Annotated in this window: 13 protein-coding genes and 2 pseudogenes; 11 read left to right on the forward strand and 4 right to left on the reverse strand. The window is 38.7% G+C overall.

The genetic code is table 11. From position 1 onward, the window contains the following. The first annotated feature begins 51 nt into the window (after window positions 1-51). The 8 genes from MK805_RS15785 (at window position 52) to MK805_RS15820 (ending at window position 8326) form a co-directional block, all read left to right on the forward strand. Window positions 52-1023 carry a metal ABC transporter solute-binding protein, Zn/Mn family gene (locus tag MK805_RS15785; RefSeq protein WP_240876880.1) on the forward strand — a complete coding sequence of 324 codons (972 nt, stop codon included), beginning with the start codon at window positions 52-54 and terminating at the stop codon, window positions 1021-1023. After that, entirely contained in the window at window positions 1023-1859 is an 837-nt protein-coding gene (locus tag MK805_RS15790; RefSeq protein ID WP_240876881.1) for a metal ABC transporter ATP-binding protein, read from the forward strand. The genes MK805_RS15785 and MK805_RS15790 overlap by 1 nt, the downstream gene beginning before the upstream one ends. Next, window positions 1856-2749, forward strand: coding sequence for a metal ABC transporter permease (locus tag MK805_RS15795; RefSeq protein ID WP_240876882.1), 894 nt, complete (start codon window positions 1856-1858; stop codon window positions 2747-2749). Before MK805_RS15790 ends, MK805_RS15795 begins: the two co-directional genes overlap by 4 nt. Next, window positions 2746-3606 carry a metal ABC transporter permease gene (locus MK805_RS15800; RefSeq protein WP_240876883.1) on the forward strand — a complete coding sequence of 287 codons (861 nt, stop codon included), beginning with the start codon at window positions 2746-2748 and terminating at the stop codon, window positions 3604-3606. The genes MK805_RS15795 and MK805_RS15800 overlap by 4 nt, the downstream gene beginning before the upstream one ends. A 264-nt stretch (window positions 3607-3870) precedes the next feature. After that, entirely contained in the window at window positions 3871-4959 is a 1089-nt protein-coding gene (locus MK805_RS15805) for a permease (RefSeq protein ID WP_240876896.1), read from the forward strand. A gap of 15 nt (window positions 4960-4974) precedes the next feature. Further along, window positions 4975-5721: a TIGR03943 family putative permease subunit gene (locus MK805_RS15810; protein ID WP_240876884.1), complete on the forward strand. Its 747-nt coding sequence runs from the start codon at window positions 4975-4977 to the stop codon at window positions 5719-5721. A gap of 396 nt (window positions 5722-6117) precedes the next feature. Beyond that, entirely contained in the window at window positions 6118-6357 is a 240-nt protein-coding gene (locus tag MK805_RS15815; RefSeq protein WP_240876885.1) for a hypothetical protein, read from the forward strand. Between the two features lie 667 nt (window positions 6358-7024). Continuing rightward, complete coding sequence (locus MK805_RS15820; RefSeq protein ID WP_240876886.1) at window positions 7025-8326, forward strand: phytoene desaturase family protein; 1302 nt, start codon at window positions 7025-7027, stop codon at window positions 8324-8326. Here MK805_RS15820 and MK805_RS15825 read toward each other — a convergent pair. The 3 genes and pseudogenes from MK805_RS15825 to MK805_RS15835 all read right to left on the reverse strand — a co-directional run bounded on the left by MK805_RS15825 (window position 8306) and on the right by MK805_RS15835 (window position 11557). Next, on the reverse strand, window positions 8306-9181 hold the full coding sequence (locus MK805_RS15825) for a sigma-70 family RNA polymerase sigma factor (protein WP_240876887.1): 876 nt from the start codon (window positions 9179-9181) through the stop codon (window positions 8306-8308). The genes MK805_RS15820 and MK805_RS15825 overlap by 21 nt on opposite strands. A gap of 615 nt (window positions 9182-9796) precedes the next feature. Beyond that, window positions 9797-10844 (reverse strand): annotated as a pseudogene (locus tag MK805_RS15830) (zinc-binding alcohol dehydrogenase family protein). A 206-nt stretch (window positions 10845-11050) separates the two neighbouring features. Next, a complete protein-coding gene (locus MK805_RS15835) occupies window positions 11051-11557 on the reverse strand; it encodes an SRPBCC family protein (protein WP_240876888.1) in 507 nt (168 codons plus the stop codon). Between the two features lie 157 nt (window positions 11558-11714). On the opposite strand from MK805_RS15835, the gene MK805_RS15840 reads away from it, so the two are divergent. Beyond that, window positions 11715-11867, forward strand: coding sequence for a hypothetical protein (locus MK805_RS15840; RefSeq protein WP_240876889.1), 153 nt, complete (start codon window positions 11715-11717; stop codon window positions 11865-11867). Window positions 11868-12994: 1127 nt separating this feature from the next. Then, a complete protein-coding gene (locus tag MK805_RS15845; protein WP_240876890.1) occupies window positions 12995-14014 on the forward strand; it encodes a S66 family peptidase in 1020 nt (339 codons plus the stop codon). Between the two features lie 206 nt (window positions 14015-14220). On the opposite strand, the gene MK805_RS15850 is transcribed toward MK805_RS15845, so the two are convergent. After that, window positions 14221-14769 carry an undecaprenyl-diphosphatase gene (locus tag MK805_RS15850; protein WP_240876891.1) on the reverse strand — a complete coding sequence of 183 codons (549 nt, stop codon included), beginning with the start codon at window positions 14767-14769 and terminating at the stop codon, window positions 14221-14223. Between the two features lie 595 nt (window positions 14770-15364). Between MK805_RS15850 and MK805_RS15855 the strand changes: the two are divergent. Continuing rightward, a pseudogene (locus MK805_RS15855) lies at window positions 15365-15928 on the forward strand (BclA C-terminal domain-containing protein); the annotation flags it as partial.

Below are 15928 nucleotides of genomic sequence, written 5' to 3' on the forward strand. Positions count from 1 at the left end.
TATAATTGTATTTGAATATTGAATAGTCAGTCTCTCCAAGGGGGCCAAGAAGTGAAAGGGAAGAAACTAAAAACCAGCAAGTATGATAGATCGATACATTATCGAAAGTTTTTCTCAGGTGGTATTGCTATTGGAATCTTGGTGTTAGGACTCAGTGGTTGTAGTTTAGGAGCGATAGGGAATCATCCAAACCCAAATCAAATCCAAGTGGTTGCTGCTGAAAATGAGTACAGTAATGTAGTGAAACAGATTGGTGGAAAGTATGTTTCGGTTACTAGCATGATGGATAATCCAAGTACTGATCCTCACACCTACGAAGCGAGTACCAAGAATGCTAGCGATATAAGCAGTGCCGCGTTAGTGATCCAAAACGGACTTGGCTACGATGATTTTATGAACAAACTGGAGTCTGCTTCTCCAAATGAGAAGCGAGTAGTTATCGAAGTAGCAGCGTCCTTGGGATATGGAAAAAACACGTTGAATCCGCACTTATGGTACAAGCCAGATACGATGTCACGGGTAGCAAAATTGATTGAGGATGAGCTATCCAAACAAAAACCATCCGAAGCAAAGTACTTCCAAGCGAATTTACAAAAGTTTGATAGTTCCTTACAATCATGGAACCAGGCCCTTTCTAACCTAAAAAAATCTTTCCCGAATGCTCCTGTTGCGGTAACAGAACCAGTAGGGGATTATCTGTTAGAAGCTGCTGGATTGGATGTGAAAACTCCATGGCCCTATCAAGCAGCAGTCATGAATGGCATTGATCCTTCCCCACAAGTGGTGCAAATGGAGGATAATTTGCTGAAGCACCATCAAGTGAAAGCCCTTCTCTATAATCAACAAGCGGTAGATAATGTAACAACTGCGCTTTTAAAACTGGCAAAAGAAAATCATATACCTGTGGTTGGGGTGTATGAAACCATGCCTTCGAATCACACTTATCAGAAGTGGATGGAGGAAGAAACGAAAGCTTTACAGAACGCTATTCAAAATGGCAGCTCAACGGAGACGATTTCCTAATGAATAGAGAGACAGTATTGGAGCTAAATCATATCGGTGTTCAATTTGGCAATCGTAAAGTTTTAGATGACATCCATGTTCAAGTGAAAGCAGGGGAGTTTATTGGTTTGATTGGACCAAACGGAGCAGGAAAAACGACACTATTACGTGTCATTCTTGGTTTACTGTCTCCTACCAAAGGAAGCCTCCAAATTTCAGGAAAACCTGTACTTCATGGAAATCGTGCAGTTGGCTATGTACCTCAAAAGATTCATCTTGATCCAAATACTCCATTACGTGCGAGAGATCTTGTAGGGCTTGGACTTGATGGTCATCGTTTCGGAATTCCACTTCCTAGTCGGAAAAGAAGACAACAAATCGATGAAGTGCTATCTGCTGTGGATGCACTTTCTTTTGCAGATGCTCCAGTCGGACGTCTCTCTGGTGGAGAACAACAGCGATTGTTAATTGCTCAGGCGCTTTTGACCAACCCTAGAATCTTGCTTTTAGATGAGCCACTCTCCAATTTGGATATTCGCAGTGCATATGAAGTGGTTCGATTGGTATCGCGAATCGGCAGAGAAAAAGGGATAGCAGTGATCATGGTAGCTCATGATATGAATCCACTACTCTCTAGTATGGATAAAGTATTATATTTGGCAAAAGGACATGCAGTGATGGGAGAAGTAGAGAATGTCATCCAAAGTGACGTATTAAGTGAACTTTATGGATACGAGGTGGAAGTATTACGTGTTCGTGGGCGTGTCCTTGTGGTTGGAGGGGAAGAAACCGATTTGGATGTATTGGACTTGGTAGAAGGTTCACATTGTAATGGTGGGGATGTGATGATCCAGTGAGAGGTTTCTTTCCTATCTTCTTTGCTCCAGGATTTTTCACGAGCAGCCAAGTAGTCAATGCTCTCTGGGTGGGAACTTTTGTTGCAGCTGTTTCAGGGATGATTGGGGTATTTGTTGTTATTCGAGGTCAGTCGTTTGTCGGTCATGCATTGACTGATCTCGGTGCTACGGGTGCGTCAGGTGCATTCCTGATTGGCCTGAATATATGGTATGGTTTTCTATCATTTGGGCTATTAGCAGGTGCAGGTGTTGAATTAATGGGGGATAAGAACCACCGAAGTCGTGACATTGCTACGGGAATTATCCTTTCCTTCGCGATGGGACTTGGAGCTCTCTTTTTATATTTCGATACCATCACCAGCAATAATGCTACTGTGTCGATGCTTGTGTTGTTTGGATCTATTTTTGTGATGGACCCTACCATGACGCCGATTGTAATAGGAGTTGGCTTAGCAACGATAGTCCTACTAGGTGTTTTATATCGTCCTTTGATATTGAGTTCTGTAAATCCAGAGATCGCCCGTACTCGTGGAGTTCCAGTCCGTCTGGTTGGATTGATATTTATGATTTTGTTGGCAGCAGCTGTGGAAGATGGTGCATTGGTACTGGGTGCACTTCTAAGTACTGCATTGTTGATTGGTCCAGCAGCAGCAGCTGTTCGATTGACTTCGAGAACGGGATTGGCATTGATTTGGGCGGCTGGTATGGGAATCTTGGCGACATGGTTAGGAATTATTTTGGCCTATGACAGTTATGAATGGCCTCCTTATGGTCGTGGATGGCCAGTCAGTTTCTTTACAGCGGTTCTCATTCTCGTTTTCTATTTAGTTTCACATTTTATTTCGAAACGTTCTCGATGGCTCTTAATTCGGGAGGTGAACGAAAAATGAGTTTCTTGTTCCAAATTTTCCAGCCCAATATGTTATCTCAACCATTTATGGTGAATGCATTTCTTAGTGGTTCCATTGTGGCCGTTCTTGCTGCTATTGTTGGTTTTTTTGTGATTTTGCGAGGGTATACCTTTGCAGCACATGCATTACCAAAGATTGGATTTGCAGGTGCATCAGGAGCAGTAATGTTCGGAGTAAATCCACTCATCGGCTTAGTAGTTTTTGCTGTTAGTGGTGCATTAAGTATTGGCCTACTTGGTAAACGAGGTCGTCATGATGTGATCACTGCGCTTGTATTAGTGGTGGCCCTTGGTACGGGGGCTCTCTTTTTAGTGATTACCGATAACTATGCCACAGGTGCATATGCATTGCTATTTGGTCAACTGGTCGGGGTTAGTGGTTCTGAAGTAGTGGAAATAGCTATCTTAGGCGTTATTTGTATAGGAGTCTTAAGTTTTTTGTACCGTCCACTCTTGTTTGCATCTATTCTCCAGGAAGGAGCAGAAGCCCGAGGAATTTCTATACGACTTCTAGGAATGGTGTTTTTAGTGGTAGTAGGAATTACCACGGCTATTACGGTTCCTGTGGTAGGGGCACTCTTGTCTTTTAGTTTGATGATTGGTCCAGCTGCAACAACGCAGTATGTGACACACCATCCATTTCGCAGTATGGGACTATCTGTTAGTATCTCTCTTTTTACTGTTTGGTCAGCACTAACTCTTGCATACGATACAGGATGGCCCATTGGTTTTTTTGTTGCAGCTATTTCCGCTATAATTTATTGTTTGGCACGTTTCACAGCAAAACGTAATCCAATCACTTTCGTGAGAAGTCAAATGAAACCAAAAAATCTCTGATTTTGGTCTATCTATAGACTCAAATGATGATGTTCAATGAATTGTAAAATACGAATTAGAAGTGTGACTAGCTCTATACTATATTTCAAAATAGAATATAGTAGTAAAAGAGTCCACCTTTTGGTGCTGGTTGTTCACAACTTCATCCTACCAACAAGGTAGATTCTTTTTTTTGATTAAGGGAAAGATGACCATAGATTTTTGATTCTTGCATATATTGATTAGTAGATTTCGATAGCCTAGAAGAACGAAGGGAAGATTGTGATGATTCGTTTTTTTCGTAGTATATATATAGAACTTACAGGATCAATAGTTTTGCTAGCCTTTATATTATTTACCGTAAATGGGGTCACTTGGCTTAGCTCTATCTTTGATATTACGAGAGGGTTACAGTTTGTTCAGGGAGGGAATGTACGAAATTTTTCTACGATTTTCTTTAGTATCTTTGTAGAAGGATTACCATTTATTTTACTTGGTATCCTCGTTTCTAGTTTTATTCATGTATATGTGAAGGAAGATATGGTGTGGCGTATCTTGCCGCGTAATCCATTTCTAGCTATCCCAATGGTTGCTTGTTTGGGTCTCTTTTTACCGATTTGTGAATGTGGGATTGTACCTGTTGCCAAACGACTCATCCAAAAAGGATTTCCAGCCTATATTGCGTTTACTTTTTTACTTGCTACACCTGTGATTAACCCTGTTACGATTTTTTCTACATATTTAGCCTTTGGAGACCAATGGCAAATGGTTTACACACGGGTTTTATTTGCTGCTGGTATTGCTATTCTGATGGGTATCCTCTTCTTTTTTGTCTATGGAAAGAAACCCGCAGATGCCATTTTAAAAACAGATGGTAGCAAAACAAATCACGATTGTTGTGATCATGACCATGATCATAGCCATCATTCTCACGAACATAAACAGAAAGACGCCCATGAACATCATAAACACGAACAAGACGACAAAGTTATCCATGCCCTGCATCATGGAGTATTTGAGTTCATTAGTACAGGTAAATATTTTGTGCTAGGTGCGATCATTGCTGCTCTTTTTCAAACATTCATTGGTGTATCAGGTATTTCCCACCTTAGCACAGCAGACTGGCTAACGATGCTTTTGGTGATGGGGGTTGCTTTCGGTATCTCTGTTTGCTCATCGGCAGACGCGTTTATCGCTGCTTCTTTTCGAAATTTTTTACCGACCTCATCCATTGTTGCTTTTCTTGTATTTGGTCCGATGGTGGATTTAAAAAATATTAGTATGATGTTGGGGAGTTTTCGTCCTCGTGTGGTAGCTCTCTTTTTCTTTGGTACTACCCTCATCACGTTTAGTTCTATTTTAGCTATTATGTAAGGAGGTGGCATTTATATGGTAAGAGCATGGATTCGGATTCTTATCTGTATGGGAATCGCTTTAATGTTAATTGGTTTTGTAGTAACAAAGGAAATAACTTTATTGGTCGCTCCTAAAATGGTATGGTTTGTTGGCTTTAGTATTTTTGTTTTGATGGTTTTTAGTCTCGTGCAAATTTGGCAGCTGAAAGGAAAGGAATTACATCGATTAGGTTTTTCAAGCTACTTGTTGGTGTTGTTTCCGATCTTCTTGTTTCTCTTTGCTCCGCCAAAGGTATTAGATGCAAGTGTTGCTAATAAAAAAGGAGTGCATTACTCTAAGCCGAACTCTCAACAAGAAGCAGAAATAAGCCCTTCAGATGATCCATATGCAGAAGAATTTGCTGCTTTGAAAAAACTAAATATAATAAAAATTACAGATAGTAATTACGGTGATGTGTTAGCTACGATCCAAATTCATCCAAAAGAACTTTCTGGAAAACAAATTCAGGTCAAAGGCTTTGTATACAAGGATGATACTACAGGGAAAAACCAGTTTATTGCAGGAAGGTATTTAATTGTTTGTTGTGTGGCGGATGCAGAGGTAGCAGGATATCTCGTAAACTTAGAGCATCAGAAACCACTACCAGAGAATAAGTGGGTAGAGGTAACTGGAAAGTTGAAAACAACGGTAGGACAAGATGGAACTGTAGAACCGATCATATTCCAAAGTAAGATACAAATGATTACTGCTCCAAAAGATCCATATGTATATTTTAATTAGGTGTCTTTGACCAATGGCTTTTGCTGACAAATACAGCAAATGTTAAGTGTGATGATCAAACTCTTGATTCATTTCATCATAGTTGGACTTCCCCTTGTGTTGACAACAGCTTGTTTCTGACAACAAAAGAGGCATTTCTACTTCTTTTTCATTGTTTACTCACAATATTGGAACAGCAGTGGGAGTAACACTTTTGTAAAGATGGTCGTCGTGGAGTTGTATTCTACATTAATCGTAGGATTAAGTATTATCAGGTGATATGTAGGGATGATTACTATGAATTGGTTCCGTTTGAGGATGTGAAAAAAGCCGCTAATGGATAGGGAAATATTTTATTCTAAAGTCAAAGTTGGTTCCGCGTATTGATGGAGTTTCGGATGAACACTATACATTGGGATGGGATTCGTTTGGGAATGTGAGGTAAGAAGTGACGGTTTCAAATTACTTTATGGTTGGTTAGAGAATAAAGATGCTCTTGTACTGAAAGCTGATCGAAAAGAATGGTTGGTTGTTCTTCCTCTACAACTGGAAGATTTAGACTCCCGGCAGCGTAACATAATTTTGGATTATCAAATTATCATCAGCAATTTCCAAGTTAAACGCATCCACTTGGAAATTCAAGCCGTTTATCCTTAATTGATAGCAATTGGGACCAATCATACATGGTCCCTCCTCTGAAAGATCTAAGATGTAAGAGAGATCAATCGTGTTGCCCGAATTGAGTGTGACGGTTCCAGAACCGGTTACTTGCATGGAGAATGGTACTTCTGGTATGAAAGGGTTGGGACATATCACGTGAAAAGTGGTCGCCTGAAACTAAAGCTATTGTCAGGAATACTGTTATCACTGAACGTGAAATGAATCAAGCTGTTCTATGGTGCACAATTGTTACAAATAAAACCGGAGAGTGTAATCAGTCCCGATGTTTCAACAGTGCCGTTCAATTCCATGGCAAGAGGGGACGAGATGGAAAGAATAAAAACGAAAAGAAGGAAGCCAAAACCTGATTACCAGAAAATTTACTGAAAAAGTATCCACTCTACCAAGCTACCAACGAGCTAAGGCAGCTTAATCGAATTATTACATTGGAAATCCACCAAATAATTTACTTGATTGCTGATAAATAAACCAAATAATATATGGATTAACTAGACGTACAGGTAGTTGGTTAATTTGTGTCTAAAATATGTCTAAACGTACAATTTTTTTCTTTGGGAACGGCGATCCCTAAAAAACAGTAACATTATACTTTTTTACTCCGTCTTAAATATGAAACACAATTTATGAAAAAGGAGATAAAAAAGTGCATCAATATCATTCAGAAAAAAAGGAAGTTGTGGTTGTTGGAGGTGGAATTGCTGGTTTAACAGTTGCTTCCTTACTCGGTAGAGAAGGTTACTCTGTTACGGTTATAGAAAAAGGGAAAAAATTAGGAGGAAGAGCACAGACAAAGGAAAAAGGAGGCTTTTATTTCAATCAAGGGGCTCATTCATTTTACTTAAGTGGTCCTGGACCAGGTAAAGAGATTTTAGCTGAGTTAGATGTTGTGTATCATGGTAAATCTGTTAATCGAGAAAAGCAGGAACTCTATTTTACAAATCAATTTTCGTTTTTCCCCAATAATCTATCTAGATTACTTGAGATAAAAGGGTTAAGTTCTCAAGCACAACAAGAAATAGGTAATTTTTTAGGCAGCTTAGGGATGCTAGATGCAAAGCAATGGACAGGCATAAGTTTATCTGATTGGATGGAGAGTTCTGGTTATCATGAACAAACCAGACAGATTATTGAAGCAATTGTAAGACTCGGCACCTACTCGACTGCTGTAGAGCGAATCGATACAGGATTTGTAATGAAACTTATGAATACTTTAATAGATGTTTGGTATTTGGATGGTGGATGGCAAACACTAATTGATGGTTTGGAAAAAGCAGCAAGAAAAGTTCATGTCAAAATGATGAACGGTATGAAAGTCACATCCATCCAAAAAACATCATCCGGATATGACATTTACCTTGCTGACAGACAAGCGATTCATGCTGAATATGTTGTCTTAACTACAGATCCAATTACCTCTTCCAAATTGATAGATAGTGAGGGAAAATATCTACAACAACTTGCAGATCAGGTAGAACCTATTTATGTTGCATGTTTAGATGTAGCCCTTCATAAATTGCCAGATTCAACAAGAGAATTTGTGTTAGGTGTAGAATCTCCACTCTATTATTCTGTACATTCAAGTGCTGCTAAGTTAGCACCTGAGAATGGTGAATTGATTCATTTGATGAAGTATTTACTTCCCGAAAAGGTTAACAAGCCACAAGAAATTCGTCAAGAATTAGAAGCGTTTTTTACCTTGATTCAGCCAGGATGGCAGGAAGAATTGGTATCGACCCAATATTTACCACAGATGCCTGTTGCATACGATTTAATATCAGCCAATCGTGGCGGTCTCTCAGGTCGACCTAGTGTGAAAGTTGAAGGACTACCCAATCTATTTATTGCAGGTGACTGGGTAGGGGATGAAGGGCAATTAGCACAAGCAAGTTTTGCAAGCGCTCGTCAGGTAGTACGAGCAATTGTTTCAAATGATCAATCGTTTTAGTTTGTCTGGGTTAATCAACACAAATATATCTGAAATCTTATCTTGATTCATTTGGAAAGCAACTATACCAAAGATTTGCTGCTTACGATAAAAGAAAGTACCTAGTTGATCGTTTACTACACCTAATTGATAGGAAAGATCACTAGGGAAATTCGGGAGTAGATTGGAAAAAACATCGATGATTTGTGATAAACCAAAGATCGGTGTTAAGACAACACTATTTTCTGTTTTGCCGCCACTGTCAATATATAGATTCGCATCTTGCAGAATAATTTGTTTGAGTCGATTCCACTCACCGTTTGTCAAAGCGTTTGAAAACTCATTCACTGTAGTACGAATATGTTGTGGATTTGTTACTAAAGTACCTTTACTATCATGTAACTTTTTCTTTGAACGATGGTAAATCAAACGGCAATGATTTGCACTTCGGTCTAAGATATTTCCAATTTCATCATAAGAATACTGAAATAGGGTTCGTAATAAAAAAACAGCTCGTTCCGCTGTAGTCAATTTTTGCAAGAGAAACAGATATGCAAAAGAAACACTCTCTTTTTGGAGGTAGTGTTCTTCTGGGAGTTCATTCAAATCTATATCATGTATGATGGGTTCTGGTAACCAAGGACCCACATACTCTTCTCTTTGCTTATATCCTTTTCGCAATAAATCAATACATCGGTTGCTTACCATCTTGCAAAGATATGATTTTACATTATGGATGTTTTGATGAGATGTTTTATTGTATTGGATAAAAACTTCTTGAATCACATCTTCAGCGTCAACCATACTTCCTAGCATACGGTAAGCAAGGGATATAAGTATGGATTTGTATGTATGATAAACTTGTTCTATGTTCATTTGTAATATACTCACTTTCATGATAGTCGATGATTAAAATAAGGATTATAATGATCAGATTGTGAAAAATGATTAAAGGTACCATTGATTGATCATAGGCTGAGTCTGATGAGAAAGCAATATCACATGCGATCAATTACTTGAGTAGTGATGCCTTACAATGCATCACCAAAATTCAAGTCATGTTGATAATAGCTTAACGTTTTAATTTTATAGAGCCTGTTGCATTATTCAACGCAGAAGCGCAGATGTGAATGGGTGGAGCGTCCTTTGTGTTTTTCAACAACAGACGCGGAAAACACACACATCAAGCGACTTTATTCAGAGTTCAAAATTGATTTATGCAACAACCTCTTTATAGAATTAATCCGTATCAAAAGACCTGTAAATAACCTTCTATTTATTATAGATTATTTTGAGAATCATCATCCTTCGAAATAAATAATCAAGATCTACTAATTAGCAAAAAACCGTCTCTTTATACAAGGGACGGTTCATATATCACATTTACGAGAGGTGCTCGTTGTTTTTCTTTTTTAACACCTGAAAGAAGCCATGTTTTTCATTTATTGGTCTCAAATTGCACTTTGTCGATCAGTTGCTGTTCTGCTCCATTTAGAAATTTTCCAATACAATTTTCCCTATTGTTTTTCCTGTTTCCATTTTTTTATGTACGAAACGTAAATTAGCTGCATTAATTGGTTTTAAGCGTTCCGCTAATGTGGTTTTTACTTTTCCACTATCAATTAAGTTAGCTAAGTTTATTCAATAGATGATGCTGTTGGATCATATCTTTCGTTTGGAACATTGATCGGGTAAACATGAGCTCCCACACAAATGTGACACTCTTCGAGAAGAGTAGATCCATTTCTAGGCTTCCTGTCCATGTTTTATTGGCCGGAACGATGGAACAAATCTTACCTCGTGGAATAATAACTTCTGACATATTTTTTAAATGTTGTACCGTATCGTTTAAGCAGAATATATAGTCTACCGTTTCAAATCCAATGTTTTTAAGTTGTGGCACAAAGGATTTGTTGTGGTTGATTGTAAAATCTGCACCATGATCTTTGGTCCACTGGATCGACTCAGGACGAGAAGCAGTGCCGATTACAGTAAGGCCAGATAATTTGGCAAGTTGAGTAGTAATGGAACCAACCCCTCCTGCCGCACCGATAATAAGAATACTTTTATCACTGTTTTTCTCTTGGTTATGACTAATTTCTAGACAGTCAAATAAGCCTTCCCATGCGGTAATAGAGGTTAGTGGTAAAGCAGCTGCTTGTGCGAAATCCAAACTCTTTGGTTTGTTTCCTACAATTCGTTCATCCACCAAGTGAAATTCACTATTAGCCCCTGGACGAACGGCGCTACCTGCATAAAATACCTCATCCCCAGGTTTAAACAATTCACATTCAGGACCAACTTGTTCTACGATTCCAGCTGCATCCCAACCAAGTATTTTAGGTGATTCTTCTTCATAGTTGTGTTTTTCCCGAACACCTAAATCAGCAGGATTAACAGAGATAGCTTTTATCATTACCAGAATGTCATGACCTGTAGGAACTGGTTTTTCTATCTCAAGATCAAGTAAACTCTCTGGATGGGTGATGGGAAGATAACGAGTAGATCCTACTGCTTTCATGAATTGTTTAGAATTCATGGTATTCATCCCTCTCTAGTTAGTATCTTTTCTCGTCCTCGTTGTTCCATTCCTTCAGAGTGCCAACATAAACATGCAGATACACTGCAACGAAAACATATTCAGACATCGATCAGTTCAATCTAAACTTATATTCTAAACATTTGTTTTCAGTAGAATAAGCAACCAACACCAACTGTTTTTGTATTGGTGTTGGTTTGTTTAATTTAAAACGAAACCACACTTGCTAAGTAATCTTCAAGCTGGTCAAAGAGTACAGCAAATGCTTGTTGAGCCGTCTCCATTCCACCTTCAAAGGTTTTGAGCTCCTCCTCTGTAGCTGAGGACCAAGGACCTACACGCATGGTGATGGTTGTCTTATCATCCTGTTCCGTAAACGACAAGGTGTTGAGGATTTCTAATGGATAGTTGGGAAATGGCGCACGGATCGTATTACCCTCTTCATCGGAAAAAGAGTTGATGAACACGAGCTTTTCTGGCTCGTCCACCTCACGATACACAAACTTACCCCATATTTCTTTGCCATCAGGAGATTTCTGGCTGAAGTGAAAACGGCCTCCAGGACGAAGATGATCTAGCTTAGCAACATTCATCTCAAAGCCTTTATTTCCCCACCAATTTTTCAAGTGCTCTGATTTCGTGAAAACTTGAAATACAAGCTCACTAGGTGCATTTACGGTACGCGTAATAACGAATTCTACTTTGTTGGACATGATGGTTCCTCCTAAACATTCATCTAGATATTTTTTTAAAAAGCGTTTCTGGACGATCAAGTGTTCTTTTTATCATCCTGACCTTCCTTCGCTGTTTTGTCTTTCATAAACTAAGATGGGGAAGGGTGTAGTTTTGTGACATTTTTTAATAACTTTTTTGTTAAAAAGCGATAGGCATCTAGAAGGAGTAGAACCAGCACCAGTGACTGAATCAACAGGACCATATAATGGTATCTGTAAATCCCGCATTTTTGCACATCGAAAAGGTGTATTAAGAGCAAAACCAGCAAATGTGCAGCGAAACCAATAAATTTTTGATTTATCATGAAATTAAGCGAGAACTCTCTTGTTGATGAACCAGACGCCAAGAGCAGGGGATCGACGTCACCGATTGAGACTTCCTGCTCAGGATGCGTCCGTCTTGATGTAAGCGACCTGGATGGGTGTCTTGAGTTTTGTGGTTTGTATAGGGCAATTATGCCTTCTTACCAAGATAGACAAGCATTATGAATTGGGTGTTGTTGAGATGCTGTTCGAGGTGAAATGGAGAGGTAGGGAACTAAGAATTGCTAAAAATACAGATAGTTTGTTATCGAAATAATAATCATTGGGAGTAAAAAGCAATATAAATAAATCTTTACTCTGTGCAATATTTAATATACCAATAAACTGGTTGATCAAACTGGATTAGTTATGGAAGTATAATCGACACTCACTATACGAGAGCTAATTATTTCCAAGTTCTTAAAACTGAGGGGTCTTATTTGATTATGGAAGAGTTGTTGAACTTACTTTACAAGAAAAGAATGAACCAAACACTGTTAGTAATTTAGTTTTCTATGTGATCTCTTGATCATTGGTCTTTTAAAAAGAGATTAGAGTAACTCCGATTGTTATGGAATTATAGTTCAGATTCCAACTAATTAAAGAATTGTAACAGTGAAATTACAGTACCACAAATTGAAGCGACATAACTTGATTCTTCAAGTATTTTGCCCGATTGTTTGATTTTTTCAGGATCTATTTGAGGTTGGCTAATATGTTCCTTGATTTCCTGTAAAGCTTTGATAATTTCATTTTTTCTGTTTGAGGCATTTCTGTAGTAGCGATTTTTATTAGATACTGCTCGAAATTTGTTTTTATTTCTTCAATATATTGAGTTATCTTTTGATTCACTTTTGTTGATTCGTTATTCGTAATCTGTATATTTTGAGCAGTATTAGCAACTATACGACCGTGCATCAGGATATGATGAACATGTGCATGGATTGTTTGACATTCTTTGTTCCTTGCAAACTCAGATTAATTTACTTCAAGATGCTGGATCTTCAAAAGTGGATGTAATTTATCATGACGAAGACGAAGAAGCAGCTATAATTGTTGCACAAGTATAAATAAAGATAGGCTTACAATAAAAATAGGAAGGGTTGCTTGATCATGTTAATCCCTAAAAAAATCCAAGCAGGAGATCATATTCGAGTTGTTTCCCCGTCCAAAAGCTTATCCATTTTATCGAAAGAAACGGTAGATATCGCTCTTCAAAGATTAGGTGAACTAGGATTTACCGTCTCCATATCACAACATGCTTCAGTTATGGATGATTTTGGTTCCTCTTCTATAGAGGAGAGGATCGAGGATCTTCATGATGCCTTTGCTGATAAGAATGTGGATATCATACTTACTACAATCGGCGGACATAACTGCAATCAATTATTACAATATCTGGATTATCAACTTATTAAGCAAAATCCAAAGGTGCTTGTGGGATACTCGGATATCACCGCTCTCGCCAATGCGATTTATGCCAAAACAGGACTTGTTACGTATTCTGGTCCACATTTTTCTACGTTTGGAATGAAGAAAGGGATGGATTATACCATCGATTATTTTCAAAAGTGTCTCATGATGAGAGATCCATTTACCGTGAATCCATCTACCCATTGGAGTGATGATGCATGGTATTTGGATCAAGAAAATAGAAACTTTCATGTGAATAGAGGTTGGACAGTTATGCAAGAAGGAGAAGCAGAGGGGATCAGTATAGGAGGAAATCTATGTACCTTAAACCTACTTCAAGGAACGGAGTACATGCCATCTCTGGAAGAAAGCATTCTATTCTTAGAAGATGACTATCTAACCTTTCCGGAAAATTTTGATCGAGATTTGCAAACTCTTATCCATCAACCTAGTTTCAAAGGTGTAAGAGGTATTCTAATTGGTAGATTTCAACGAAAAAGCGGAGTAACGGATGATCTTTTGCAAAAGATAATAGCTTCTAAGAAGGAATTGAGAGGTTTACCCATACTTACAAATGTGGACTTTGGCCATACCAGCCCAATGTTTACCTTTCCTATTGGTGGGAGAGTGAAAATGAGGGCAATGAAAAATGGATCGAACCTTGTCATTCAGGAACTGAACAAAATGGAGTACAGCAGGAATAACAACAATGACACATAACATCCGGATGAGTTGGATGATACTTACAATTTAATAAAGTAACAAATAAACTATTTAGAAACTCATCCTAATTAAGGATGAGTTTCCGTTAAAATGTTCCTATTTAGGCTAAGGAATATGGCGCTGGTAACTACTGTTTCGAGCCCTAGTCCTCCATCATTTTGTGGTTGTAACAAGAAATCACTAAGGGAAGCATTCAAAGTTCCTTATAGAGATTCGGAAGGGCTTTGTTTTTGGCCAAAAGGGATTCTCTCCAGAATCTTTTGTCCAATCCCTAGTTTATTGACTAAAATTGCTACTACTGTTCCTATCAAAATACCTCCTAAAACATCTGTAGGGTAATGATGTCCTACATAGATACGAGAAAAACCAATAAATAGAGCCATCAGAATAAGTGGAATGCCTAATTTTCGATTGTAGAACCATATCGCCAAAGCAATTGCTATTGATCCAGTAGTGTGATCACTAGGAAATGAGGAATCAGCAACATGTGGTAACAGCATGTGTACATGATGTGCTACGAAAGGTCGTGGGCGATAGAAAACCAAACCAATTAAGAAATTTACTCCTATAGCTAATGATGCTGTTAAAAAACCATTTATAGCAGCTAATCTGCTGGATGGGCGGATTGCTAGAATAAGGAGAACTGCAATGTATAGATAAGGACCATATGAAGTCAAACTTTCGAAAAAATGATCCCACCAAAAATTTTGTCCTGCAAAATGATTGATCCATTGAAACAGCTGATAATCCAATATAAAATCCTCCTCTTGTTGTACTAAGGTTTTGTTCATGTGTTACATAGGAGAAGGACTTGTTACATGTAAAAAAAGTTCATATTTATTGATGGGAATTTTTTATTATTGATGATTAGTGAAATGAATAATTTTGTCTAAGGTAATTGGTGGGGAGAATACCCAAGAAACGGGAGCAGAATCATTTATACAATCTTTGAAAATAAGGATGTAATTAATGAAAGTATTTTGTATCTCATCTCTTATCAAAAAATATACATTTATTTCCATATTTTATTATCATTATTTACTTTTGTCTTTGAAAGATTTGCTGATGAATGGATTGAATCCGAGTTGTATCACTTTGATCAAACTATCATTTACTAGATGGAGTCATTCGTAAAACCACAGCTAGAATTCTTCTACATATTACCCAAATGAAAGAAAGTCTTTCTGAATAATTGTGTAACAGCTATTTTTGGTTTTGTTTCCACAAGGGAAATTGTACTTTATCTAATAAATTAATATTGGGGATTTTTTAATAAGACATTCGCATCTTATTTTGTTATGACATATGTTAAACTAACCAATTTTTATACAGGGGTTTGACATTGAGATGAGAAAATGTACTTCATGTAATAAGATAATTTTTCCTCAAGGATGTCCATCGATTTTCCTAGGTATTCAATGCGTATGCCCTCCTGGACCAACCGGGGCAACAGGACCCACAGGTTCGACAGGTCCAACTGGAGATTGTACTAATTGTCCGCCCGGAGCTACCGGAGCTACCGGAACAACTGGAGCGACTGGAGTCACTGGAGCGACTGGAGCCACCGGAGCCACTGGAGCCACCGGAGCCACTGGAGCCACCGGAGCCACTGGAGCCACCGGAGCCACTGGAGCCACCGGAGCCACTGGAGCCACCGGAGCCACCGGAGCCACTGGAGTCACTGGAGCCACTGGAGCCACCGGCGCGACTGGAGTCACTGGAGCGACTGGAGTCACTGGAGCCACTGGAGCGACTGGAGTCACTGGAGCGACTGGAGCTACCGGACCCACTGGAGCAACAGGAGAAACCGGAGCACCGGGAGCACTGGGAGCCACTGGAGCCACTGGAGCGACTGGAGAAACTGGAGCCACCGGAGCCACTGGAGCCACTGGAGCGACTGGAGAAACTGGA

It is taken from the genome of Shimazuella soli, assembly GCF_022511585.1.
Lineage (GTDB): Bacteria > Bacillota > Bacilli > Thermoactinomycetales > Thermoactinomycetaceae > Shimazuella > Shimazuella soli.

Coding starts and splice junctions, on each gene's coding strand:
- MK805_RS15835 (WP_240876888.1), bottom strand. CDS start 11,557: ATGTCCAACAAAGTAGAATTCGTTATTACGCGTACCGTAAATGCACCT.
- MK805_RS15815 (WP_240876885.1), top strand. CDS start 6,118: ATGGGATTCGTTTGGGAATGTGAGGTAAGAAGTGACGGTTTCAAATTA.
- MK805_RS15810 (WP_240876884.1), top strand. CDS start 4,975: ATGGTAAGAGCATGGATTCGGATTCTTATCTGTATGGGAATCGCTTTA.
- MK805_RS15825 (WP_240876887.1), bottom strand. CDS start 9,181: ATGAACATAGAACAAGTTTATCATACATACAAATCCATACTTATATCC.
- MK805_RS15845 (WP_240876890.1), top strand. CDS start 12,995: ATGTTAATCCCTAAAAAAATCCAAGCAGGAGATCATATTCGAGTTGTT.
- MK805_RS15800 (WP_240876883.1), top strand. CDS start 2,746: ATGAGTTTCTTGTTCCAAATTTTCCAGCCCAATATGTTATCTCAACCA.
- MK805_RS15805 (WP_240876896.1), top strand. CDS start 3,871: ATGATTCGTTTTTTTCGTAGTATATATATAGAACTTACAGGATCAATA.
- MK805_RS15790 (WP_240876881.1), top strand. CDS start 1,023: ATGAATAGAGAGACAGTATTGGAGCTAAATCATATCGGTGTTCAATTT.